Consider the following 22,614-nt stretch of genomic DNA (forward strand, 5'->3'; position numbering starts at 1 on the left):
AATGCTCATGTACAACTCGTACACTGCGCCTCTTCACAGGCTTACGCCTTGTCTCTGCTTCGCTCATAACGCTTCTCTGTAATTGCAGGGCATGCAGTAAAACCGAATGAACAAATTACTGATATAAGAAATACAAATAAGGTGTTTTTATGAGTTCTGATATCGCTCAACCAGGAGCAGACAGCAATCTTCTCCGAGCAGAAGATAAGACCACAAACAGTCCGCAAAAGTGGATGATATTCTTTGGTTCAATCATGGCCTTTTTCGCCTACCTGTCGACTCAGCACGTCGAAGGCGAACCTTATGGTTTTTACAGTCTGCTTCCAGCACTGTTGATTCTGTTTGTCGCAGTGATTACCAAGAAGCCTCTTGAATCAATCTTTGCCGGTATTATTGCCGGCCTTCTGCTACTGGATCCAACCAATGTTATTACCGGCCTGGGCGATCTTTCCCTTAACGTAGTAATGGATGAAACTATCGCCTGGATCGTTCTTGTATGCGGCATGATGGGCGGCCTGATCAACATGCTGGAACGCGGCGGTAGCGTACTCAGCTTTGGCGAGATGCTGGCCAAGCGGATTAAAACCAAGCGCGGCACCATGCTAACCACTTGTACTCTGGGTATCATGGTATTCATCGATGACTACCTGAACTCTCTGGCAGTATCCGCCTCAATGAAAAACCTGACCGATCGCTACAAAATCTCCCGTGAGAAACTGGCGTTTCTGGTCGACTCTACTGCAGCACCTGTCTGTATTCTGGTGCCGGTCTCTACCTGGGCGGTTTACTTTGCAGCCCTGCTTGAAGAAAACGGCGCAGTCGCTGAAGGCAACGGCATGTCGCTGTATATCGAGTCAATTCCTTACATGGTATATGGCTGGGTTGCTCTGCTGGTCGTATTCCTGGTTGCCGCAGGCATTCTGGGTGACTTTGGTGCAATGAAAACCGCCGAAAAGCGTGCTCAGGCAGGTCAGCCAATTCCTCCTGGCATCCAACAGGATGGTTTCGATACTTCAGGTATGAAGAAAACGGCGCCTATTGTCGGTCTGCTGAACTTCCTGATGCCTATGGCCGTACTGGTTGCAGCCAGTGTGTACTACGAGATCGATCTGTTATTGGGTGCATTGGTTGCGTCCATGTTCACCATGGTTCTGTACTTCTGGCAACGCCTGCTAAGTTTCGGTCAGCTGGTTGATTCGATGCTGGATGGCTTTAAAGTCATGCTCCATCCGATCGCCGTGGTATGTGCCGGTTTCATGGTTAAAGAGGTTAACGATCAACTGGGTATGACGCCATACATCATCGATTCTCTGGCACCTTACCTGTCTAAAGAGCTGCTACCTGCGTTGGTATTTGCCTCTATGGCTGCAGTAGTCTTCGCTACAGGTTCTAGCTGGGGTGTATTCGTGGTATCCCTGCCGATCGTAATCCCTATGGCAATCAGTCTGGATATGTCTATGCCACTGACAGTAGGCGCCCTGTTGTCTGCCTCTGCATTCGGTAGCCATGCCTGTTTCTTCAGTGACTCTACCGTATTGTCATCGCAAGGTTCAGGCTGTACCCCAATGCAACACGCTATGACGCAGATTCCATACGCACTGATCGGTGCGGTACTGGCATTCGCATCACTGATCGTACTAGGCTTTGTTTTTGCCTAAAGACAGAACAAGACAGCGGTGAAACCGCTATGTTGAAAACTAAAATGGAGGCCTTGCCTCCATTTTTAATATCCACTCGCAGGCGCCAATGGCTCCTTTCTAGCATGCGGCAACGCCGTATATAGCCACTTCTCAGGTTTTTACTATGCCGATCAGATCGCCTAAAGTCGCCGTTTGCTTACTGCTGTTAGTAAGCTTCGTTTGGGGTGCTGAGTTTGTTCTGATCGATCTGGCCGTAGCAAAGATGCCAACCCATGCCTTCAATGCTATTCGCTTTTGCGTAGCAGCCGTTTCACTATTGCCTCTGCTTTGGTTCAGCAGACATCAATTGCAAGGCGTTCGCTGGCTTCCCCTACTCAGTGCCAGTGCTCTGCTGGGCTTTATGTTGTTTATCGGTTTCTATACCCAAACCGAAGGCCTTCGCTTTACCTCTGTTTCCAATGCCGGATTTATTACTGGCCTGAATGTTCCTTTGGTACCCTTACTGGGCTTTCTTCTGTTTCGCACCCAGGTTGCCCGTTCGGTATGGGTGGGGGTTATTGTTGCGACCGCAGGCCTCTATTTGCTGACCATGGGCGAAGCTCTGGAGATTAACCGGGGGGATATGCTGGTATTGATCTGCGCATTTGGTTTTGCCAGCCATATACTACTGACCGGTCGATTTGTGGATTCAATGCCGGTCGTGCCACTGAGCATCCTGCAACTCATCGCCGTAGCAATTTATAGCACCATTGCTGCAGCCCTAAGTCCCGAACCGGCACTCTACTATGCTGACTCAACACCTCTGACCTGGCAGGACCATCTGCAGGACCCGATCATAATCAGCTCAATTCTGGTTGCCGGTATTCTGGGCACTGCATACGCCTTCTGGGCGCAATCAGCCAGCCAACAAATTCTTGAGTCGCACAAAGTCGCGTTGATTTTCGCTGCTGAGCCTGTCTTTGCTCACTTAGCCGCCTGGCTGGTGCTCAATGAACATCTGGGAAATCAGGGGCTCATTGGAGCAGCCATGATTATCGCTGCGATGCTGATATCAGAGCTGGGGGACAGAAAACAGAAAGTGACAGTACAACCTCTTGATCAGACCGCCGTTATCTCAAAGTGATGATGAAAAGCTAAGATTTTTCAGCATGCATCTGATCCAGATGACTAATTTCACGGCTCATTTCACGCGCAATATTGATCAGGAAGATCTGGAACATCTGAGGAAACTTATCACACAGTTGGTGGAACAGATCTGAACTAACTTCCAGCAGATAACCGCTGTCAGCCATCACCGCATCTCCTCTGCGCTGATGTAAGCCAATCATGCCCACAAATCCTACTTGCTCACCAGCCTGATAGCGCCGTATAAAGACCTTATCTGAGCCAGACTCTTTCGCCTGGAAGAAGCTGATCGAACCACTTAACACTACATAAAACTTATCTGAGTTATCACCTTCGATAAACAGAGAATCGTCTGAATCGGCGTACCAGGCAGTACCCTGTTCTAAGAGAAATTTAAGACAGTCAGCTGACAGCGCGCCAAACATAGACAAACCCTGATAAAAGTCAGCAGGAAATTGTTGCTGAAGATCGGTTAAAGCTATCTTGTGCATGTTAAGTTCGGTCGGTTAATAACTAATAACCGCTAGTATAGCTAGCGCCATAAGAAAACCAGATACCTATTTCTGGGTAGGTGGCTTTAAGCAGAGGATACCAGTTAGATTATCTTGAGTAAGTGGCTGCTGGACAGATCATTGTTAGACGCGAAATCATCGCTAAGCTTTCCAACAGACAGGCAACCTGTATACAAAAATTAGTCATTACCAGCACTGGTATTACTGACAATACCAGAACTCCACTTATCACCTGAGTTGACAAGAATCGTCTGCAAGCGAACAAAGAAATTCTCCAGTGTTGCAGGCGCCATATCACCCGCTTTAAGTTCAAATTCCATTTCACGCTTAAGATCAGACAAGGTATAGAAAATAGTACGTTCATGTATCCATAACTCATCGGCTTTACGTAGTCCTTCCAAAGAAGCAAGTACGCCTGCAACGGCTGATACAACCAGAATCATAATATTTAAATTGGCCGAATATACCGGATAGTAAAGTGCCAGACCTGATAAAACCGATAGCAGTGCCGTAAGAGAAAAACCGCCATAACGCAGCCTTCGGTGCATAGCTTTATGTTTTTGTGAGGCGTCCTGAAACATTTCAATCTTTCGATCCAACTCATCTAACAAAAACTGCTGTTGTTCCATAAAGCCCCCGTTTATTGAGTCGATTTGAGTGTTTGAATATTAGGCAGCTACGAATAAGTACCAGGCTTTCTCAGTAGGCATGCAAAGGCGTTTAGGGCTTGTTCGCCGGTACCTTAGGTAAGCTCTTTCGATAAAGTTGAATCTGCTGTAGCTCTTTGTTGGTTGTGTCTAACTGATGAATCAGCTGAGTACGATGCTTATCAGTAAAGGCCGGACGAGCTGACGCAGGCTTTTTAAGCAACGCTTCAATAGAGGCAATGGATTGCTGGGCTTTCAGCGCTGTATCAGAGGCCTCAATATAGGCAGCCTGAAGCCCTGCAATCTCTTGCTGATTAACCTGATTGGTAAAGTAAAAACTGGTAATTGCACCGAAGGCGACACCGGTCAGAGCCCCCATCAGATTCCACATCTTGATAGCGCCCTCTACACCAGACTTTATAATCGTCACTAACATAATAAGAAATACGCCGCCCAGAATAATCGCAGCGATAATCGTGGTATCAGACATGGTTTCCTCCATGAAACCTTTGCTAAACGCCATACTCCGGGAACGACATAACCTGGAATGACATCAGAAATTTCAAACAATAGTTTGATAATAGATCAGGAACAGGGAACCTGCCTTTTACTATCCTAAATTATCCTAGATAATTAAATAATCGAGTCAGGTCTTTGAAATGATCCAATTGTTGAGGGTGTTCTGTTTTATCGCCGATTAACACAAAGTTCCAACCCAGCTCAGCGCAAGCACGTCGATCCCAGTCGCCATCACCGATATAGGTAACTTTATGATCAGAGGAAACCTGAGCACGGTCTAACGCAATACACATTATTTCAGTGCGTATATGGCTGTCACAAGCGCTGGCAATAGGGATACCTTGCGTGGGTATTCCAGCAGCGTTGAGTTTTAATAAGGCTGAATCACGCCAGCCTCCGGTAGCAAAAGAAACATTAACATTGTCCATCGCCTGGAGGGTACGGATCAATTTACCAGCCCCATAAATTTCATGTAATGGATTGTCTGTCAGGTAGTGCTTAACCCGTTCGTTAAACAGTTCTTTCACCCGACAGTGCATACCATCAAACCTATCCTGCAACCCATGTAATTCAAGGTGACTGGCCAGAATTCCACTAGCCGTAATATTGGGGTACAAATGCCAGTTTTTACTTAAAGGCTTTTCAACCACCTCCAATACCGCATCAAGGTAGCATTGCTCATCAAATTGGTAAGACTGCACCAGGGTTCCATCAATATCGAACATAATATGGTGCACAATTTTTCTCCGGTTATTTACAATTAACTATAGCTGCATACTGCCTGAAGAGATTCCCCACCACTCACTTTCCTTCTGAGTTCTCAATTTAATCCTAGTCCCCAGTTAAGGGGATTGATAAACATCAAAGTTAACCTTTTGCTTAAGTTAAATACATTAATTCGAAATTTAACTAACAAAGAGCTTAGCGCAAAATCATTAACACTCCATCTAAACAAGGTCTTCTCAAAGTAGAAATGATCGATGGCAGTGCTCAAGAATGACCATAAAAAAAATTAGAGGTCGCTATGACAATTCAAAAATCCCTGAAAACTATTATCTCAACCTGTGCTGTTACCGCAGCACTGGCAGCGCCGACAATTCAGTCAGCGCAAGCCGGCGATGAATTTATGCTGGCCCATGCCTACCCTACTGATCACATCTTCCATCTGGCATCTACTACCTTCACCGATCAGTTGGCGAAGCAGGGTTCTGACATGCAGATCGATTACCACCCGGGTGGCGACCTGGGCGACTGGGCTTCGATCTTCGAGCAGAGCATGGACGGTGTAGTACCGATGAGCATGACCTTCGGCGCATCCGAATTCGATCCGCGCCTGGACCTGTCCTGGTTGGGCTATGTAGTTGATAACTGGGATGATGCCCGTAAGGTGTATGGTCCGAACGGTAAAATGACAACCGTCTACAACGAAATCATGGCGGACCTGGATCTGGTCGTACTGGGAACTATCCCTACCGGCTTCGGTTCTGTTGCGATCCGTAAAGGTGTTGATCGTGTACCAACGAATTTCCCAGAAGATACCAAAGGTATTCAGATGCGCGTACCGCCAGTGCCAATCGGCATTGAGCGCTTCAACAACTGGGGTTTCACCGCCGTACCTATGCCATTCTCTGAGCTATATACCGGCCTGCAACTAGGTACCGTTGATGGCCGTGCGTTTGGCCCGTCGGTAGAGATCTGGCAGATGCGCGACGTACTGTCAGCTTACATCCTGACCCAGGACTACTTTGAGCATGCCTTCTGGGTAGTTAACAAATCATGGCTGGAAGATCTGCCAGCGGATGAGCGTGAAAAGCTACTGGCTGCAGCTGATGTCACTCTGAACAAAGTCTGGGATGAAGCTCAGTCAATTGATGAAGGCTTCCTGAAACAGGTTCGTGATGAAGGTATCAACGTTGTTGAACTGAGCCCTGAACAGATGGATAAGGCCAAGGCGATTCTTTACAAGAATGAATGGCCATTCATGGAAAAAATCGTTGGTCCAGAAATCATGACCATGATGCGCGAGATTGCTGGCATCAACTGATCCATCCCGATTTTAACTGTCTCGGTATCGTCCCCTCCGGCGCTGAACGTTCTGAATGAACTGACAGAGCCGGAGGGCTTATTAAACGATATTGTCCGGATACTAATTCAGGATCAGTACTATGCAACAAGAAAAGCTCACTACCCCAGTGAAACCCGTGGCTGAAGCCAAGATCTATGATTACGATCCTGACCTCAGCACTCACCCAATCCCACCTCACCTGCACGCGATTCCAGATCAACCTGACAGTAGAGTCGATAGCTATTTGATGCGCTTTGAGCGCCTGCTGAACTGGATTTTCCGCGGCATGATGATGGTGGCAGGCCTTAGCCTTGCGGTGCTGATGTTCTCGCAAGTGATCATGCGCTATGTGCTTGAATCGCCCTTTACCGGAATTGAAGAGGTCTCAATTCTATTAGCCGTATGGATCTATTTCCTTGGTATGGGATATGCCACCCGGGAGCGGGAACATATTCACGGAGGCATCGTCAGCCTGGTGGTAAAAGATCCCTATAAGGTCAACATTATCCGTTTTATAGGCTCCATTACCTGCATGATTGCCGCCTGCATCTTTGGCTATTTCGCCTGTAAATACGCGCTTAAAGAGATCGATCGTGGTCGTGTCAGTGTCAATCTGCGTTGGCCCCGCGGACTCTGGAGCGGCAGCATGATTATAGGATTTGCCATGATGGTAGGTTACTTCCTGCTCGAAACCATTAACGAATTCAGAAGCCTTCGCAAAATGCCCCACGCACGTGAAGCTCAGGAGGAATAAACGATGACTCTGTTTTTAGTTTCGATGCTTATTGTCGTTATCCTGATTCTTATAGAAATTCCGGTCGCTTTTGCCTTCGGCATCGGAGCGGTACTATTTGCCTTTACCACCGGTAACAATATCTCGTTCCTGATTCCGCACGGTTTTAAAACGGCCAGTGGCTTTGCCCTGCTAGCCTTGCCGCTATTTATTTTTGCCGGTTTGTTAATGGCAGAAGGCGGCATATCAGAGCGACTGCTTAACTTTGTTAACTCACTGGTAGGCCGCATCAAAGGAGGTTTAGGCGCTGTCACCGTACTGACCTGCGCACTGTTCGGTGCCATATCCGGTAGCTCTTCGGCAGCCATAGCGGCGGTCGGTCAGATCATGATCCCAAGGATGATTCGTGAAGGTTATCCTGAAGGCCACGCAACGGCTTTGGTTGCCTGCTCTTCAGTACTGGCACTGTTGATTCCCCCAAGTATTCCGATGATCGTCTTTTCGATTACCGGTGGTTTATCAGTGGGCGCCGCTTTCCTGTCGACGATTGTGCCAGGCATCCTGCTGACAATACTGTACTGTTGTTTGAATATCTGGTTCCTGCGTGATAACCCCAACATTCAAGTTGATCCACCACTACCCTTTAAACAAGCAGCCAAGGGCGTGGTAAAAACCGGCTACAGCGCTGGCTTTGCATTACTGATGCCGCTGATCATTCTCGGCGCTATTTATAGTGGTATTGCAACACCAACCGAAGCAGCGGCTATTGCCGTTATCTACGCAATACCGGTGGGTTTGTTTATCTATAAAGGCATGACACTGAGTAGCCTGGGGGCAGTGACCATACGTGCGGTAACTATGACCGGTTCGATTATGGCAGTGCTGTTCTTCCTGTTCATTATGAGCAGGGCGATGATTCTGGAGCAGGTACCCCGTGATCTGGCTGAAGCATTACTACAGATTTCTGATAACAAGTATGTATTGTTATTCCTGATCAATATCCTGCTTCTGCTAATCGGCATGATAGTAGACGATATCTCCGGTAGTGTACTGGCGGCGATTATCTTCCTACCCATTATCAATCAGCTGGGTATTGATCCGATCCATTTCGCCGCAGTGGTGGGTGTAAATCTTGGCTTGGGTAATGTATCACCGCCCTGTGCGCCGATGCTCTATATGGCCGGCGGGGTCGGAAAGCTTTCATTGGATAAATACATAAAGCCGACACTGAAGTTCCTTTGCCTGGGCCACCTGCCAATGGTTTTTCTGGTGACTTTTGTACCTGAACTGTCACTGTTCTTGCCTAAGCTACTCCTGGGTTACTAATTAATGCGGTTATTAGGTAATAGGGCTATTAAATAGCAGGTTATTGATTAACCATAAAACTAAAAAACCGGGCTTAATGCCCGGTTTTCTTATAGCGCTATTTGATAAATTCGGTTGGCTTTTCAATTTCATAAAAACCTTCGGTAATAGTCTCTAACTTTGATTCCAGTAACGCCCTGGCATCGTAAAGCCCCTGATTATAAAAATACGGGCCTATCTGTTCGGCAAAGAAATCCAGTAGAAACTCAGTATCAAACTGACCTAGCTCCTGATCCAGCTCCCGATCAAAGTAGCGCTGTATTTTGCTAACCAGAATAGCCTTTTCATCGCGGGTAAATTCTATCTCTGCCATCGTTCTACCTGTTGTCTGTTATCGCTATAAACTCAAACATTACTACATATGTTCCAGCAATTTAGCCATCTGAATAATCTTATCTTTGTCGACCCCACCCATCAGGTCCGGGTTAGACAACGCATAGATGTAATCTTCTATCGACGAATGATCAATATCATCACGAAACTCAACAAACATCGCCCACTCTTCAAGATCATCCGTTGAAATAGTTCCCTGGATAAACTTTTGTAAGACAGCATGCAGCATCTCTACAGAAGCAATTACAGATTCGGATTCCGGATCTGTCGGATTATTAAACAAGCTATCAAACGCCTCTTCCCGGTACTGACCGAAGCTAATGATTTGCCTAAGTGATTCTGCTCTGTCCATATCAATCCAGCATTATTTATTTAAGAAGCACTTGTATTAAAGCTCTTGTATTAAAGCTCTTGTATTAAAAGAGCCGACTTCCATTTTCCCGTTAGGATTAGTGCTGAGGAACTTATCATCAACGCCAAGACTTTCTCACTTACGCCGAATATCATCACGATGTTCATCAAGCCACTGTTGTAGCTTCATCATGTGCTGTTGCATCTGCGCTAATTCATCATCCTTCCAACTACTGAAAAGATAGGATATATCAGGACCAAGCGAACTGATTATGTCGTTACACAAGTTCATACCCTGTGCCGAAATTTTTAGATACCTTCGACGCTTATCATCTTTATCAAATTCTGACCGTAGCAAGCCACGCTCGATAAGTACCGTCACAATTTTGGTAATACCTGGCTGATTCATCTCCATCACCCCAGCCAGCTCAGTTACAGTCCAGCTCCTTTTCGGATTATGGGTAAAATGATTCAGCACCCCAAACTGCGATGGATTCAATGACAGGCCATCAAAAAGCTTAGCCTCTCGGGTCGCAACCAATTGCCGAACAATGCCCAGAGAGACCATCAACTCTACTTCAGTTTCTTTTCTGCCTTTCACCTGGGTTTCTCCTTAGAAAAAAATCGTACTGCCATAACTGATAGCGACAGTTTGCAAATACATTCCTTAGAATATAATATACATTCCAAAGAATGTATATTGCATTTTTATCATATTCGGGAGAACACTATGAATCGCCGTAACTTTATTCAGATACTAGGGCTTGGGGCAGGACTAGGAGCAGGAATCGGTATTAGCAGTGCTATTGTAGGCTGCGGGCCAACTGAACCCACAGAAGCGTTCGGTTGGAACGGCCCCGACCCTATGGAAAAAGACATCCGCATGCAGGTGTTGGCATACGCGATCCTCAGCCCTAACTCACACAACATACAACCCTGGATTATTCGTATTACCGGCCCTTTGAGTTTCGACCTGTATGTTGATCCGGAACGACTACTGCCAGCCACTGATCCGTATTACCGACAGATACATATCAGTCAGGGAACATTTCTTGAAACGCTGTCCATCGCTGCAACCGGCCTGGGACATGAAGCCAGAATCGATTACTTCCCAGAGGGCGTATACGGTAACCATGAACTACTCAATAAGCCGGTCGCCTCCATCCGGTTAATTCCCCGGGCAGATATAAACCCAGATCCCCTATTCGCTCATCTTTTGACCCGGCACTCAAATAAACAGGAATACGATAATCGCCGTCTGAAACAGACTGAAATTGATGCCCTGCAAACCTTTCACGGGGCAGCTAGCATCTATCCACTGAGCATCGTCCAGAGTACCAAAGCAAAACAGCAGTTAGAAAAAATCCTGACCAAAGGAATGCAGATCGAAGTGGGCGACAAAAAACGCGATCTTGAAACGATCGGTATGTTTCGATTCAACGACGCTGAAGTAAAACAGTACCGCGATGGATTCGGCGTCACTCAGGCAGGCTTAAGCGGGATCAAAAAAATGATCGTAGAAAACTTTCTCTTGTCACGGGAAAGCACCGAAAAAGATCCAACCGCATTTGGCGAACAGGCGGTAGACTTAACCCGGAAAACAGCGGAATCAACTGCAACCTTCGCCTGGATTTCCAGTCCGGGTAACAGCCGCCTGGATCAGGTCAAAGCGGGTCGCGACTACTGCCGCATCAACCTCAAAACCACTGCGATGGGGCTGGTGCAACACCCCATGAGTCAGGTTCTTCAGGAGTTTGAAGAGATGTTGCCACTGCAAGCTCAATTCAAAAAACAGTTCTCGATTAATAGCAGTGATACAGTGCAGATGTTATTTCGCTTAGGCAGAGCTGAAGCAACACCTCACGGGCCAAGACGCCTCATTACAGCGTTGATTCGAGACTGACTACAAGCGCCCACCTTTGGCCGTAAATTTGATAGACCCTGTGAGCTAAATAGATCGGCTCGATAGCCAGGACTTAATAAATTAGCACGATAGATAATCTCGACAGGTAGTCGAGATAGACTCGACAGTCACCTAAACGCAGATCTAAGGGCGCCGTATCCGCAAGAAACTGGCAAAGCGGGGGACGCCTTTAGCGCTTACCCCTGTGTACTTATAAGTCACTATGCTACCGATCACGGGCGGTGTTTGTCGTTGTTTATCGGTGAACCCGCTACCTAATTTAAAGCGTACACCCTCAGGTGTTTCAACCAGCAATGCCCCCAGCATACCTGCATACTTTCCCTTCCCTTCTTGGTAGCCAATCACCCGCGCTTCGGCATCTTGCCACAACTTCAGTTTAAGCAGATCAGAGCTTCGCCCTTGCGTATAAGTCGCATTATCATGATGCAACATCAGTCCTTCGCCGCCACCCGCAACAACCTGCTCCAACCAGGCCATTAATTCTGCCTCACTGGCTAGCCGTCGCTGATCTACTAACAGAATCCAGTCCCGGTCTATCTTATTCACCAGGGCTTTCAGGTACTCCAAACGCTGACCAAAACGATCAGGTGAACCCGGCAGATCAAACAGCATAAATTTAACCTGACGCCAGCCTTTATTCCGATCAGCTGTCTCTTTAACTGTACCGCTTCTGATCAGTGCAGAGACTGTATTGAACTGACCACGCCCCATCCATAACTCACCATCCAGCGGTTGCTCAGGCAAATTAGCCACAAACCACTGCGGCGCATTAATAGGATTGCCCTGGCGGGTTAATAACTGCTTACCATCCCAATAGCCCCTTACCCCATCCAGCTTTTCGCTCACCCAGTAACCTGAAATATCAGGGCCCGACTGATAGACCGTTGCCAACTGCAGTTTTGGTTTATCGGCATAACTAAATGAAGCGATTAGATAACTGAATAACAAAATCAACCAATTACGAATTACCATTTGAACCTTCCCTGGCGATTAGTTGTAACACCACCCCTGAATTCCTATAAACCTGATTATCATAGTAAATGAACAGTTAAAGCACCTTCTAGTCAGGGTATATAAATGCCTTAGCCTGATTGATTATCATACAGTCCTGACCGATGATAATACTGTTTCAGGTCTGTTGTATTTATCTGAACCTCATTGAAAACAACATACTAAGTAGCCTGCAGGCTTGTTTGCAGGCTCTCTAATACACGGAATTACTATGAGACTATTAAGTAAACTCTTAATCCTGTTCATCTCTTTAACTGCCTACAATTTGTCTGCTGCAGAACTTGTCAGCCTGAAAACCCGAGGCGACGTGACCCAAAAATTCATCCTGATAAAACCAGTCAACCCTACTGCTACCGTTATTCTATTTAGCGGCGGTAAAGGTATTCTTAAACTTTCATCACTATTTGGCTCGCCCTCTTTGGGCGCCGGACAAACTAACTTCCTGGTCCGTTCAAGGAAACTGTTCGCTGATAAAGGCCTTATGGTTGCTGTGGTTGATGCGCCCTCTGATAAGCAAAAAAATAAAGGTATGTTTAAAGGCTTCCGCAGCAGTGGTGAGCATGTCACCGATATTGACGCAGTTATCACTTATCTGAAGAAGCAGGCCGATATTCCGGTCTGGCTGGTAGGCACCAGCCGCGGTACAGAATCAGCTGCCCATGTCACGATCAATAGCTCACAGCAGATTGCAGGTCTGGTGCTGACAGCTAGTATGAGTAAACGTAATAAGAGCGGCAAAGCTGTAACAATGATGGATCTGACAAAGATCACTCAACCAACGCTTATTGCTTCCCATGAGAATGACGGCTGTGCGAATACACCACCAAAAGGTGCAGAGATAATCAAAGAGAAATTAGTCAACGCCAGTAGCGCTGATGTTATTTTCTTTAAAGGCGGTAAGGAAACAGGCGATCCTTGTAAAGGGCTTTCTTATCACGGTTTCCTGGGTATCGAAGATAAAGTCGTGGATAAGATCTATGAATTTATCGCTACAAACTGATACGTCTAAACTGAAGCTAGTTAACAGTAAAATATAAAAAAAACCGGCACCTGCATAAGCAGGTACCGGCAAAAGAGCGCGAATAAAAGAAACTCAGGAGTAAAACTTGTTTCTTTATTTCACCTAGTGCAAAAAGAAAAATACAGCGATTAAGAAGTGCATCTCCTAGCCACTGGCAAGTCACGAAGTGACATCTAGCTAGGCGGGCATTGCCCGCTGGTCTTTCGTTAGCTCATCAAGTTAATCAGCCTGGCTGATTAGCTAGGAAAAGCGAATGAAACACCCTCACGCATGCTGCTGGAAGGCCAGCGCTGGGTGATGGTCTTACGCTTAGTATAAAAACGAACTGAGTCAGGACCATAGGCGTGCAGGTCACCAAACAGTGAACGCTTCCAACCACCGAAACTGTGATAAGAAACAGGAACCGGCAGCGGTACGTTGATCCCTACCATACCTACCTGAATGTTGTCAGAGAAGTAGCGCGCCGCTTCACCATCACGGGTAAAGATACAAGTACCATTACCATATTCGTGATCATTGATCAGCTGCATCGCCTCTTCCATGGTATCTACACGAACGATCTGCAGAACCGGGCCGAAGATCTCTTCCTGGTAGCTCTGCATCTCAGCGGTAACACCGTCGATCAGGGTTGCGCCAACGAAGAAGCCATTTTCAAAACCAGCAATTTGTGGGTTACGACCGTCAACAACGATGTTAGCGCCATCCGCTTCTGCGCTGTCGATATAACCATTTACTTTCTGTTGGTGTGCCTGAGTGATGACCGGACCGAAATCGTTATCACTGTTGCTGTAAGCACCTACTTTCAGAGGCTCCATACCCGCACGCATTTTAGCTACTAAAGTGTCAGCCGCTTTGTCACCCACGGCAACGGCAACAGACAGCGCCATGCAACGCTCGCCAGATGAACCGAAAGCAGCACCTAACAGCTGGTTTACCGCGTTATCCATATCGGCATCAGGCATAACGATGGCGTGGTTCTTAGCTCCGCCTAATGCCTGACAACGCTTACCGTGGGCATTAGCAGTGCTGTAAATGTATTCAGCTATAGGTGTTGAACCGACAAAGCTAACCGCTTTAACCCGCTCATCAGTCAGCAGTACATCAACCGCTTCCTTATCACCGTTTACCACGTTCATTACGCCGTTTGGCAGACCCGCTTCCTGCAACAGCTGTGCGATGAAAGTCGTTGAAGTTGGATCACGCTCAGACGGTTTCAGTACGAAGGTGTTACCGCAAGCGATCGCCATAGGGTACATCCACAGTGGTACCATCGCAGGGAAGTTAAACGGCGTAATACCCGTAACCACACCCAAAGGCTGGAACTCACTCCAGGAATCGATACCCGGACCCACATTACGGCTGTGCTCGCCTTTAAGTAGTTCAGGTGCACCACAAGCATACTCAACATTCTCGATACCGCGTTGCAGTTCACCCATCGCATCGTGGGCGATCTTGCCGTGCTCTTCACCGATCATCGCGCAGATCTTATCAGCATTGTCTTCCAGCAACTGCTTGAAGCGAAACATCACCTGAGCACGCTTAGCCGGTGGCGTATTACGCCATGCTGGGAAAGCGGCCTGTGCAGCAGCAATCGCTTCTTCAACGGTCTCAACACTTGCCAGGGCAACCTGCTTGGTTACTTCACCGGTAGAGGGGTTAAATACGTCCTGGGTGCGGGCTGCGTCATCGCGCATTTCGCCGTTAATCAGATGGCCTACAGTAGTGGTCATAACTTAATACCTTTCTTGAGCCATACCATGCCGATGCAGGTATGATTTTTATTGTGGCTGCAATGCAGCTTTAACCTGTTCAAATCGTGACTTTCAAGAGCGTCACGAGCGCAGGTCAGAGAAGGCATAAATTTGCGCAGAAGCGGAGCTTACAATTGTAAGTATTCGCATTGCTCACCCTTCGGGCCGTCCTTTAGACGTTGTGGCAGCAAGCTGCCGCTGAGCATTCTAAGCAGGTTTATAACGCCCTATGACCAAGCGCAGTAGCTCTTTAGTTTTTAATCCAATTCAGAGATTGATTCGCCTAAAGCGTTAATCAGGCTATCAATCTCATGCAGTTCAGTGGTGAATGGCAGACCCAGTTGAATGGTGTCACCGCCATAACGAACATAGAAACCTTTCTCCCAGCACTTCATTGCTATCTGATAAGGTCGCAGCGCCGGTTCACCCGGTGCCGATTCAATAGTGATACCCGCGGCTAAACCATAGTTACGAATATCAGCAACATACTGAGTACCCTTCAGGCTGTGCACCATCTCCTGAAACTGAGGAGAGATACTATTAACCCGTTCGATCAGTTTGTCCTGAGCCAGAATGTCCAGCGATGCCAGTCCAGCAGCACAAGCTACCGGATGTGCAGAATAGGTATAACCATGCGGCAGCTCCAACATATAGTCAGGGCCAGCGTCTTCCATAAAGGTATCGTATATTTCCTGTTTAGCGATCAGTGCACCCATAGGTACTACGCCGTTAGTCAGCTGCTTCGCAACCGTCATCATGTCAGGAACAACACCAAATGCTTCTGAACCGGTATTTGCACCCATTCGGCCAAAACCAGTAATGACTTCATCAAAAATCAGCAGGATATTATGCTTATCGCAGATCTCACGAAGACGCTTGAGGTAGCCTACCGGTGGAGGAATCACACCAGCAGAGCCTGCCAGCGGCTCAACTATCACAGCGGCGATATTTGACGCATCATGCACAGCAATCTGGGCTTCCAGCTCATCGGCCAGGTGGGCGCCGGTTTCAGGCATGCCCTGGGTAAACAGATTCTCCGGCAGCATAGTGTGAGGCAGATGAACCGCATCAATACCCTGACCGTAAGTCGCCCGGTTTGCACCAATACCACCAACACTGATACCGCCCCAGTTAACACCGTGATAGCCCTTAGCACGACCGATAAAGCGAGTCTTGCTGGCCAGACCTTTCTTACGCCAGTAAGCTCGGGCGACCTTTAATGCTGTCTCAACTGACTCAGAACCGGAACCGGTGAAGAACACACGATTCATACCCTCGGGCATCAGCTCAGTAATACGGTGCGCCAGTTCAAATGATTTAGGGTGACCAAACTGGAACGCCGGGGAATAATCCAGCTGCTGCAGTTGCTTACTTACCGCCTCGGTAATTTCCGGACGGCTATGGCCTGCTCCGCAGGTCCACAGACCAGACAGGCCATCGAAAATCTTACGGCCGTCAGCATCGGTATAGTAATTGCCTTCTGCTGCTACGATCAGACGTGGATCCTGCTTAAAACTGCGGTTTGCAGTAAACGGCATCCAGTGTGCATCAAGCTGTGCCTGGCTCAGGCCACAACGATTGGTGCTATCAGTCATAGAATGTCACCTCAATTCAGAGCGGATTAAAATCAACTACGCTATAGGAGTTGCGCGGGCGCTGGTTTAATCAGTCTCAGTGTTTGTGTTGTTATTTTCAGTTGACTCTATTATCGCTAACAATTAAGTTTATTAAATCCACACTTATTTACTCAAAGTTAATCATTAGCTAACCTATTAGCTTACTTAAAAAGAGACGCTTATGTCCCGTCGAGAAAATCTCCTGCCACGGCAATTGGGTGATGCCCATATCCGACTTCTTCGCATCTATAAAGCGGTGGTAGAAAGTGGTGGTTTTTCGGCCGCCGAGGTCGAGCTAAATATCAGTCGGCCCGCTATCAGTCTAGCCATATCTGAGCTGGAAAGCCTGCTGAATATGCGCCTCTGTAATCGGGGTAGGGCTGGCTTTGCCCTGACCGAACAGGGCGAAGAAGTGTATGATGCTACATTACAGTTACTCGGCGGACTGGAAAACTTTCGTGCTCGTATCAACGCTATTAATACGGAGCTCAAAGGCGAGTTAAATATCGGTATTACCGACAATATGGTTACCGTTCCTCATATGCGAATTACCCGGGCGCTTGCAGCACTAAAAGAACGAGGTCCGGAAGTAAGAATCAATATCCGTATGATCCCACCCAAAGATATTGAATCCAGTGTGCTGGATGGCCAGTTACTAGTCGGTGTCGTCGCCGAACAGCGCACCCTACCCGGCCTAAACTATCTACCCCTGTATGAAGAACAATCCCTGCTCTACTGCAGCAGTGAGCATCCGCTGTTTAACAGTAATCAGAGCAAACTAACCGATGACGAACTGGCATCATACGATGCGGTTCTACCAGCTTACCCTCAATCAGCGGATATCAAGCAGCAACAAGCCCTGTTGAAAGCCAGTGCCAGCTCCACTGACCGGGAAGGCATCGCCTTTCTGATACACAGTGGCAGCTACATCGGTTTTCTGCCTACTCACTACGCAGAACAATGGGTTAAAGAGGGCCGGCTTAAAGCGATACAACCGGAACAACGCAGCTTTACCACCCACTTCACGGCTATCACCCGCAAGGGTGCCCGGACTAACCTAATCCGGGAAGCTTATATGGAAGAGCTGGAAAAGACAGCGGAATAAACGGATTCACCACAGTACCCAGAGGACATGCTAAAAACACCAAGAGCACAAAAGATAGATCCGCTTTGCTCTGTGAACTCTGTGGTAAAAATCCAACAGGTTTTATAGCAAGCCCTATAACACTGTCTAGCCATTTTTCTGTATCCTGCAGACATCCCAATCTAAGGCCAAACCATGACAAGAATCGCCATTTTTGCAGACGTACAGAACATCTACTACACCACCCGACAGGCATACGGGCGGCAATTTAACTACCGCAAACTGTGGCAGAAGATCAGTCAGGAGGGCGAGATTGTTAGCGCCAATGCCTACGCCATCCATCGTGGTGACGACAGCCAGCTGAAATTCCAAAACGCCCTGAAGCATATCGGTTTCACGGTGAAACTGAAGCCTTATATTCAGCGCAGTGATGGTTCCGCTAAAGGTGACTGGGATGTCGGTATTGCTATCGATGTGATGGAGATCTCTGAGCAGGTCGATAAGGTTGTACTGCTATCCGGTGACGGGGACTTTGATCTGCTGTTAGAAAAGGTGAAACGGAAATATGGAGTGGAGGCTGTTGTTTATGGAGTGCCATCTTTGACAGCCAACTCACTGATTACTTCTGCAACTGAGTATTTCCCGATTGAAGCAGACCTGTTGCTATAGAAACAACAGGTCTGAGGAGCAACAGATCAGCCTGATTATTGAACTGGAGGTTTGAAGATTTTGTGGCTTAGAAGTTTTGAGCTTTAAAGATCTATAGGATCAGTCCACTGCAACAGTAAAGTTGGTTTCTATGATATCTGTACGCAGATGCTTTATCGCCTTATATGCCTCACTACTGAAACAGTCTTTCAAATGCTGCATGGAAGGAAATCTTATAAGCGATAATCGGGCATCAGTGTCAGGCCAACTACCTTCCAGTTTCTCGATCTCCTGGGCTGAAGTGCCTACCATCAGCACTTCAGCACCATGCGCCTGAAAAACAGGCTGTGCCGCCTGAGCATAAGCCTGCAATGAAGCATGGCCCTCAGGCAGAATAGACGATGCAATAAGATAGGCCGGCTTGCTGTTATTCATAACGGCCTCCGCTTGCATGCAGAACTTCGCCATTCAGATTCTGATGAATGCTGGCCTGATAATAGGTCGCCACATCAGCAGCAGGAATTCCGCTACTGCTATCGATCCCCCACGACTCCATGGTTTCTTTCACCATGCTGGGGCTGATGGCGTTAATTCTTTTACCATCGTTAAGTTCCAGAGCAGCAGTTGCGACAAAGGCATTGATAGCAGCAGCCCCCATAGCGATCGCTGCAGTCCCCGGCATCGGATTAGTTGCCGCCGCACCAGATGTCAGCGTAATTGAGCCACCTTCATTCAGGTAATTCATGCCAACGCGAACCAGGTTCACCTGCCCCATTAACTTATTATCCAGCACCATGCGATAACCAGAATCCGGTGTATCTTCGAGGCTACCTATTTCACCGTTGCCAGCCATGCTGACAATCGCGTCTACGTTACCGATTTTCTCAAACAGTGACTGAATCGAATGCTTATCTTCAATATCTACAGTCAGACTCCCCTGACTGTGCCCCACTGCAATCAACTCACTATCCTGACTTAAAAGGCTGACCACGGCTTTACCAATAATGCCATTAGCACCGACTGCTAAAATCTTCATAACTGTTCCTCAATTAAAAACCGGTTTGTCTTAACCAGTTGATGGTTTGGTCCAACAACTGTGGTGATTGATCTTCCTGCAAAAAATGCGAAGCATTGCTAATGACTTTGTGCGGCTGACCTTCAGCACCCGGGAAATTCTGCTGAAACTTTTTGTCATAGCCGCGCCCGGCCAGAAACGGATCCTGATCGCTGAACAGTGCTAATACCGGCAGCCGCCATTGCTTAAGTTTCACCCAGTCTGCATTTACTGCATCCAGCTCTGTGGCAACAATTTCCGGCATTTTGCGTGGCCCGGCGTAAAACTCCGGTGTTGGAAATGGAGCATCGTAAGCCTTCATTTCTGCCGGACTGAGTTGCCGGGTGGTCAGTGCCTGCAGTACCTTGCCGGTTTCCAGCTCAGCTGCGTGGCGGAAATACCCAGCCCAGTTACCATAATTCAATTTGCTGGTGAGTTTATCTATACCCGGTTTGCCCGCACTGGCGGCCATCAGCTTCAGCACTTTGGGCACCATGAATTTTTCCAGCCCTTTCATTTCGGCTAACGCAGTATTAGCAACAGCCAGACGCTGCAGCCATTGCGGCTCCCTGGCTAAAACCCGCAGGCCAATCATGCCCCCCCAATCCTGCATAAAAGCCGCTGCCTGCCTGATATCAAGCTGTTGTACAAACTGCTGCATCCAGTCCACATGATTGGCATAGGTATGGGCCTCTGAACTCACCGGTTTATCCGATTTACCAAAACCGATCAGGTCTGGTGATATCACCCGGTACCCTGCATCAACCAGTACCGGAATCATGTGCCTGTACAGGTAGCTCCAGGAGGGCTGGCCATGCAGAAGAAACACTATTTTATGATTACCCTGCCCCTCGTCAACATAGTGCATGCGCATACCATCGATTTCGACGTAATGCGCATCAAATGGGTAGTCAGGCAGATTGTTAAACGCCGTATCCGGGGTTCGCAAAACCTTGCCATAGCGGTTGCTAAAAACCCCTGGCATAGAAGCTGCTTGAGATATCGCTGTCATGTTCGCTCTCCTGTCTAAGTGCGGTTAACTTGCTAAGTACGTCTAGCTTAAGAGTTACACTTATTGGATACTAGACAGCAAATCTGCAAACCAAGGTTGTCATTTTGGAAACCCACATAAATCTGCGTGATGTTCGTGCTTTCTGTGCCGTTATCGACCAGGGTTCGATCACAGCTGCATCCAAAGCCTTAGGCGAAACCAAAGGTTCAGTGAGCCGCCGTATCGCTCGCCTGGAAAGCCAGCTGGGCATTGCCCTGATACAGCGTGTCGGCGGCCGCGCACAGGCAACTCAGGAAGGACTCAGCTATCGGAAACGGGCGACCGAAGCGCTTGAGATTCTGGATACTGCTCAGGCAGAGCTGAGCGATAAAGACGTAATTCCCCAGGGTCACCTACGCATTACCGCCGCACAGGGGCTGGCCAATAACCTCCATCTGGGCGCCTGCCTGGGCCGCTTTATGCATGCTTACCCGAAAGTATCACTGGAAGTGATCATGACCGGGGACCAGCTGTCGTTCCGGGAAGAGCAGATCGACTTTGCCTTTCGCCTGGCCGCCGGACAGCTGCCGGATTCAGGGCATAAAGCGATCCTGCTAACGTCAGTCAGCCTGGGCTTTGCCGCCAGCCCGGAATACCTTAAAGAACAGGGTATCCCCCAACACCCCGACGAACTGGCACAACACAGATTGCTGCTCCCCAGAGTATTTGGCGATGGGCTGACCGTGAATATGCAACCCTGCAGTAAACCGCAGCAAGCACAAAGTTTTGAACTAACGGGCCACATGCTGTGCCAGGACACCCGCTTTCTGGCAGAGGCTGCGCTCTCAGGTGCAGGCATTACCCTGATGCCACCTAAAGTGCAGGAGCCTCATATCAAAGCAGGTAATCTGGTACGGGTACTGGGGGACTGGGAATCAGCCCAGCAAGGGAACCTTTATCTGGTGTATCCCGCCAGGCCACTTTCCCCTAAAGCAGAGGTTTTTAAAGAATTTGTTCGTGCCGAGTTTCAGGATCAGAAGTGGTAGCAATGGATTTAGCTAGGCTAGGCACGCTATCCGGCGATGGGGGGGTGATCTGCTGTTAGAAAAGGTGAAACTGAAGTATGGGGTGGTTGTTAAGCTATATGAAGTGCCACCTTTGACAGCCAACTCACTGATTACTTCTGCAACTGAGTATTTCCCGATAGAGGAAGGTCTGCTTCTTTAAAGGCAGTAGTTAGAGAGGGAGCTAGACGTGTCGGTGCAACTTGCCAGATGCGGCTTTGCCACATCTAAGCCTAGCTGATTACGCATTACTCCATCCCTCTGGTTCGCCTTCCAAATATTGGGGAACACCATCAGGGATCTGCTCCCATGATGCTTTAGATCCTACATAGATATGCCTGCCAAGCTCGATTTCAGGGTCGCCATTAACACAACCTAAGGTAACACCATGAACCTCTCCGTTGAGTATGCCGCAAATAGTCGAGCCACAGATTTTACAGAACTGAAGACCGAAGCCATGCTCGCCAACATAGGAGGTTAGAAGCTCCTTTCCAGATACCCACTTGAATTCCTTTGGTTCCACTACAGCGTATGCCGATGCCTGTGCACTAAAGGCTTTTCGACAACGGGAACAGTGGCAAGACCTTGCATCCCGAAGATTCCCTTCAACCTGATACTTTACGTCACCGCAAAAACACTCACCTGAAATTGACATTACTGCCTCTTAAATAGTTCTGCTGTCATTAAAAAAAGGCTTTACGCTTTCTATCGATTTGCAAGCAGTGAAAAGCTACAACCGGGCCTATTCCTATTTACCAGCAGGAGGCCTGCTATCAGCCATAAGTTTATCCAGTACTTTCTGCGCTTGCCTGGGTTTGGCCAGGTCTTGTACTTCGATCATTTCGCATTCGTCGTTGACCATCTGTTCGATAGTCACCGGGTAGTATTTACAATCGTCAGGACGATCGTGATATATATCGCAGCTATATTTTTCATGGCCCGGTACTTTACGCAGCCATGGGCAAAGCGTTAATTGCCTACCCGTTTCAGGGTCCATCCAGATATTGCCTTTGCTGACATAGTCAGCAATATCCGGTCTGAAAACAGCCCAGTACTCCACTTCATTAGCCGTCGCTGATAATCCGCCATTGCTATACTTCGTACAACATTTTCCGCATTGATTACACTCTTTCACGCTACTGTTTCTCTACCTGGGACAG

25 protein-coding genes are annotated in these 22,614 nt (G+C 47.9%); 10 read left to right on the forward strand and 15 right to left on the reverse strand.

Features of this window, described 5'->3' with window-relative positions; genetic code table 11:
* Window positions 1-149: 149 nt before the first annotated feature.
* Together EHS89_RS01230 and EHS89_RS01235 are read left to right on the forward strand one after the other, a co-directional pair.
* A complete protein-coding gene (locus EHS89_RS01230; RefSeq protein ID WP_124924286.1) occupies window positions 150-1,658 on the forward strand; it encodes a Na+/H+ antiporter NhaC family protein in 1,509 nt (502 codons plus the stop codon).
* Window positions 1,659-1,803: 145 nt separating this feature from the next.
* The gene (locus EHS89_RS01235; protein ID WP_124924287.1) at window positions 1,804-2,763 is read left to right on the forward strand and encodes a DMT family transporter; all 960 of its coding nucleotides are present in this window, start codon (window positions 1,804-1,806) and stop codon (window positions 2,761-2,763) included.
* A gap of 10 nt (window positions 2,764-2,773) precedes the next feature.
* Here the strand turns inward: EHS89_RS01235 and EHS89_RS01240 are convergent, their stop codons facing one another.
* The 4 genes from EHS89_RS01240 to EHS89_RS01255 all read right to left on the reverse strand — a co-directional run bounded on the left by EHS89_RS01240 (window position 2,774) and on the right by EHS89_RS01255 (window position 5,180).
* The gene (locus EHS89_RS01240) at window positions 2,774-3,256 is read right to left on the reverse strand and encodes a cyclic nucleotide-binding domain-containing protein (RefSeq protein ID WP_124924288.1); all 483 of its coding nucleotides are present in this window, start codon (window positions 3,254-3,256) and stop codon (window positions 2,774-2,776) included.
* A gap of 200 nt (window positions 3,257-3,456) precedes the next feature.
* Window positions 3,457-3,906: a DUF4231 domain-containing protein gene (locus EHS89_RS01245; RefSeq protein ID WP_124924289.1), complete on the reverse strand. Its 450-nt coding sequence runs from the start codon at window positions 3,904-3,906 to the stop codon at window positions 3,457-3,459.
* Window positions 3,907-3,997: 91 nt separating this feature from the next.
* Complete coding sequence (locus tag EHS89_RS01250) at window positions 3,998-4,414, reverse strand: hypothetical protein (RefSeq protein ID WP_124924290.1); 417 nt, start codon at window positions 4,412-4,414, stop codon at window positions 3,998-4,000.
* Window positions 4,415-4,544: 130 nt separating this feature from the next.
* Window positions 4,545-5,180, reverse strand: coding sequence for an HAD family hydrolase (locus EHS89_RS01255; RefSeq protein ID WP_124924291.1), 636 nt, complete (start codon window positions 5,178-5,180; stop codon window positions 4,545-4,547).
* A 287-nt stretch (window positions 5,181-5,467) separates the two neighbouring features.
* Here EHS89_RS01255 and dctP point away from each other — a divergent pair, with 287 nt between their 5' ends.
* From dctP to EHS89_RS01270, 3 genes are all read left to right on the forward strand, one after another.
* Entirely contained in the window at window positions 5,468-6,487 is a 1,020-nt protein-coding gene (gene dctP / locus EHS89_RS01260; RefSeq protein WP_124924292.1) for a TRAP transporter substrate-binding protein DctP, read from the forward strand.
* 157 nt (window positions 6,488-6,644) lie between these two features.
* The gene (locus EHS89_RS01265; RefSeq protein ID WP_229753514.1) at window positions 6,645-7,262 is read left to right on the forward strand and encodes a TRAP transporter small permease; all 618 of its coding nucleotides are present in this window, start codon (window positions 6,645-6,647) and stop codon (window positions 7,260-7,262) included.
* A 3-nt stretch (window positions 7,263-7,265) separates the two neighbouring features.
* Window positions 7,266-8,567 carry a TRAP transporter large permease gene (locus EHS89_RS01270; RefSeq protein WP_124924294.1) on the forward strand — a complete coding sequence of 434 codons (1,302 nt, stop codon included), beginning with the start codon at window positions 7,266-7,268 and terminating at the stop codon, window positions 8,565-8,567.
* A gap of 97 nt (window positions 8,568-8,664) precedes the next feature.
* Here the strand turns inward: EHS89_RS01270 and EHS89_RS01275 are convergent, their stop codons facing one another.
* From EHS89_RS01275 to EHS89_RS01285, 3 genes are all read right to left on the reverse strand, one after another.
* A complete protein-coding gene (locus EHS89_RS01275) occupies window positions 8,665-8,919 on the reverse strand; it encodes a DUF2164 domain-containing protein (RefSeq protein ID WP_124924295.1) in 255 nt (84 codons plus the stop codon).
* A 42-nt stretch (window positions 8,920-8,961) separates the two neighbouring features.
* Window positions 8,962-9,291, reverse strand: coding sequence for a hypothetical protein (locus EHS89_RS01280; RefSeq protein ID WP_124924296.1), 330 nt, complete (start codon window positions 9,289-9,291; stop codon window positions 8,962-8,964).
* A gap of 135 nt (window positions 9,292-9,426) precedes the next feature.
* Window positions 9,427-9,891: a MarR family winged helix-turn-helix transcriptional regulator gene (locus tag EHS89_RS01285; RefSeq protein WP_229753512.1), complete on the reverse strand. Its 465-nt coding sequence runs from the start codon at window positions 9,889-9,891 to the stop codon at window positions 9,427-9,429.
* 129 nt (window positions 9,892-10,020) lie between these two features.
* Between EHS89_RS01285 and EHS89_RS01290 the strand changes: the two genes are divergently transcribed.
* Window positions 10,021-11,193, forward strand: coding sequence for an Acg family FMN-binding oxidoreductase (locus EHS89_RS01290; RefSeq protein WP_124924297.1), 1,173 nt, complete (start codon window positions 10,021-10,023; stop codon window positions 11,191-11,193).
* A gap of 144 nt (window positions 11,194-11,337) precedes the next feature.
* Here EHS89_RS01290 and EHS89_RS01295 read toward each other — a convergent pair whose 3' ends face one another.
* A complete protein-coding gene (locus EHS89_RS01295; protein WP_124924298.1) occupies window positions 11,338-12,186 on the reverse strand; it encodes a DNA ligase in 849 nt (282 codons plus the stop codon).
* 250 nt (window positions 12,187-12,436) lie between these two features.
* Between EHS89_RS01295 and EHS89_RS01300 the strand changes: the two genes are divergently transcribed.
* Window positions 12,437-13,225 carry an alpha/beta hydrolase gene (locus EHS89_RS01300; protein ID WP_124924299.1) on the forward strand — a complete coding sequence of 263 codons (789 nt, stop codon included), beginning with the start codon at window positions 12,437-12,439 and terminating at the stop codon, window positions 13,223-13,225.
* 257 nt (window positions 13,226-13,482) lie between these two features.
* Here EHS89_RS01300 and EHS89_RS01305 read toward each other — a convergent pair whose 3' ends face one another.
* Both EHS89_RS01305 and aptA read right to left on the reverse strand, forming a co-directional pair.
* A complete protein-coding gene (locus EHS89_RS01305) occupies window positions 13,483-14,976 on the reverse strand; it encodes a CoA-acylating methylmalonate-semialdehyde dehydrogenase (protein WP_124924300.1) in 1,494 nt (497 codons plus the stop codon).
* Between the two features lie 278 nt (window positions 14,977-15,254).
* On the reverse strand, window positions 15,255-16,592 hold the full coding sequence (aptA, locus tag EHS89_RS01310) for an omega-aminotransferase AptA (protein ID WP_124924301.1): 1,338 nt from the start codon (window positions 16,590-16,592) through the stop codon (window positions 15,255-15,257).
* A gap of 202 nt (window positions 16,593-16,794) precedes the next feature.
* Here aptA and EHS89_RS01315 point away from each other — a divergent pair, with 202 nt between their 5' ends.
* Both EHS89_RS01315 and EHS89_RS01320 read left to right on the forward strand, forming a co-directional pair.
* Window positions 16,795-17,718, forward strand: coding sequence for a LysR family transcriptional regulator (locus tag EHS89_RS01315; RefSeq protein WP_124924302.1), 924 nt, complete (start codon window positions 16,795-16,797; stop codon window positions 17,716-17,718).
* Between the two features lie 174 nt (window positions 17,719-17,892).
* Window positions 17,893-18,366, forward strand: coding sequence for a LabA-like NYN domain-containing protein (locus tag EHS89_RS01320; protein ID WP_124924303.1), 474 nt, complete (start codon window positions 17,893-17,895; stop codon window positions 18,364-18,366).
* 99 nt (window positions 18,367-18,465) lie between these two features.
* Here the strand turns inward: EHS89_RS01320 and EHS89_RS01325 are convergent, their stop codons facing one another.
* The 3 genes from EHS89_RS01325 to EHS89_RS01335 are packed head-to-tail and all read right to left on the reverse strand — an operon-like array spanning window position 18,466 to window position 20,411.
* The gene (locus EHS89_RS01325) at window positions 18,466-18,780 is read right to left on the reverse strand and encodes a DUF1330 domain-containing protein (RefSeq protein WP_170167382.1); all 315 of its coding nucleotides are present in this window, start codon (window positions 18,778-18,780) and stop codon (window positions 18,466-18,468) included.
* Window positions 18,773-19,381 (reverse strand): short chain dehydrogenase, encoded by a 609-nt coding sequence (locus EHS89_RS01330; protein ID WP_124924305.1) that lies wholly within the window; start codon window positions 19,379-19,381, stop codon window positions 18,773-18,775. The genes EHS89_RS01325 and EHS89_RS01330 overlap by 8 nt, the downstream gene beginning before the upstream one ends.
* Before the next feature lie 13 nt (window positions 19,382-19,394).
* The gene (locus tag EHS89_RS01335; RefSeq protein ID WP_124924306.1) at window positions 19,395-20,411 is read right to left on the reverse strand and encodes a haloalkane dehalogenase; all 1,017 of its coding nucleotides are present in this window, start codon (window positions 20,409-20,411) and stop codon (window positions 19,395-19,397) included.
* 104 nt (window positions 20,412-20,515) lie between these two features.
* On the opposite strand from EHS89_RS01335, the gene EHS89_RS01340 reads away from it, so the two are divergent.
* Window positions 20,516-21,436 carry a LysR family transcriptional regulator gene (locus tag EHS89_RS01340; protein ID WP_124924307.1) on the forward strand — a complete coding sequence of 307 codons (921 nt, stop codon included), beginning with the start codon at window positions 20,516-20,518 and terminating at the stop codon, window positions 21,434-21,436.
* A 259-nt stretch (window positions 21,437-21,695) separates the two neighbouring features.
* Here EHS89_RS01340 and EHS89_RS01345 read toward each other — a convergent pair whose 3' ends face one another.
* Together EHS89_RS01345 and EHS89_RS01350 are read right to left on the reverse strand one after the other, a co-directional pair.
* Window positions 21,696-22,109 carry a GFA family protein gene (locus EHS89_RS01345; protein ID WP_124924308.1) on the reverse strand — a complete coding sequence of 138 codons (414 nt, stop codon included), beginning with the start codon at window positions 22,107-22,109 and terminating at the stop codon, window positions 21,696-21,698.
* Window positions 22,110-22,202: 93 nt separating this feature from the next.
* Entirely contained in the window at window positions 22,203-22,589 is a 387-nt protein-coding gene (locus tag EHS89_RS01350) for a YkgJ family cysteine cluster protein (RefSeq protein ID WP_124924309.1), read from the reverse strand.
* Window positions 22,590-22,614: the final 25 nt, after the last annotated feature.

Origin of the sequence: Amphritea balenae (assembly GCF_003858655.1) — a bacterium.
In the GTDB taxonomy this organism is placed as follows: domain Bacteria; phylum Pseudomonadota; class Gammaproteobacteria; order Pseudomonadales; family Balneatricaceae; genus Amphritea; species Amphritea balenae.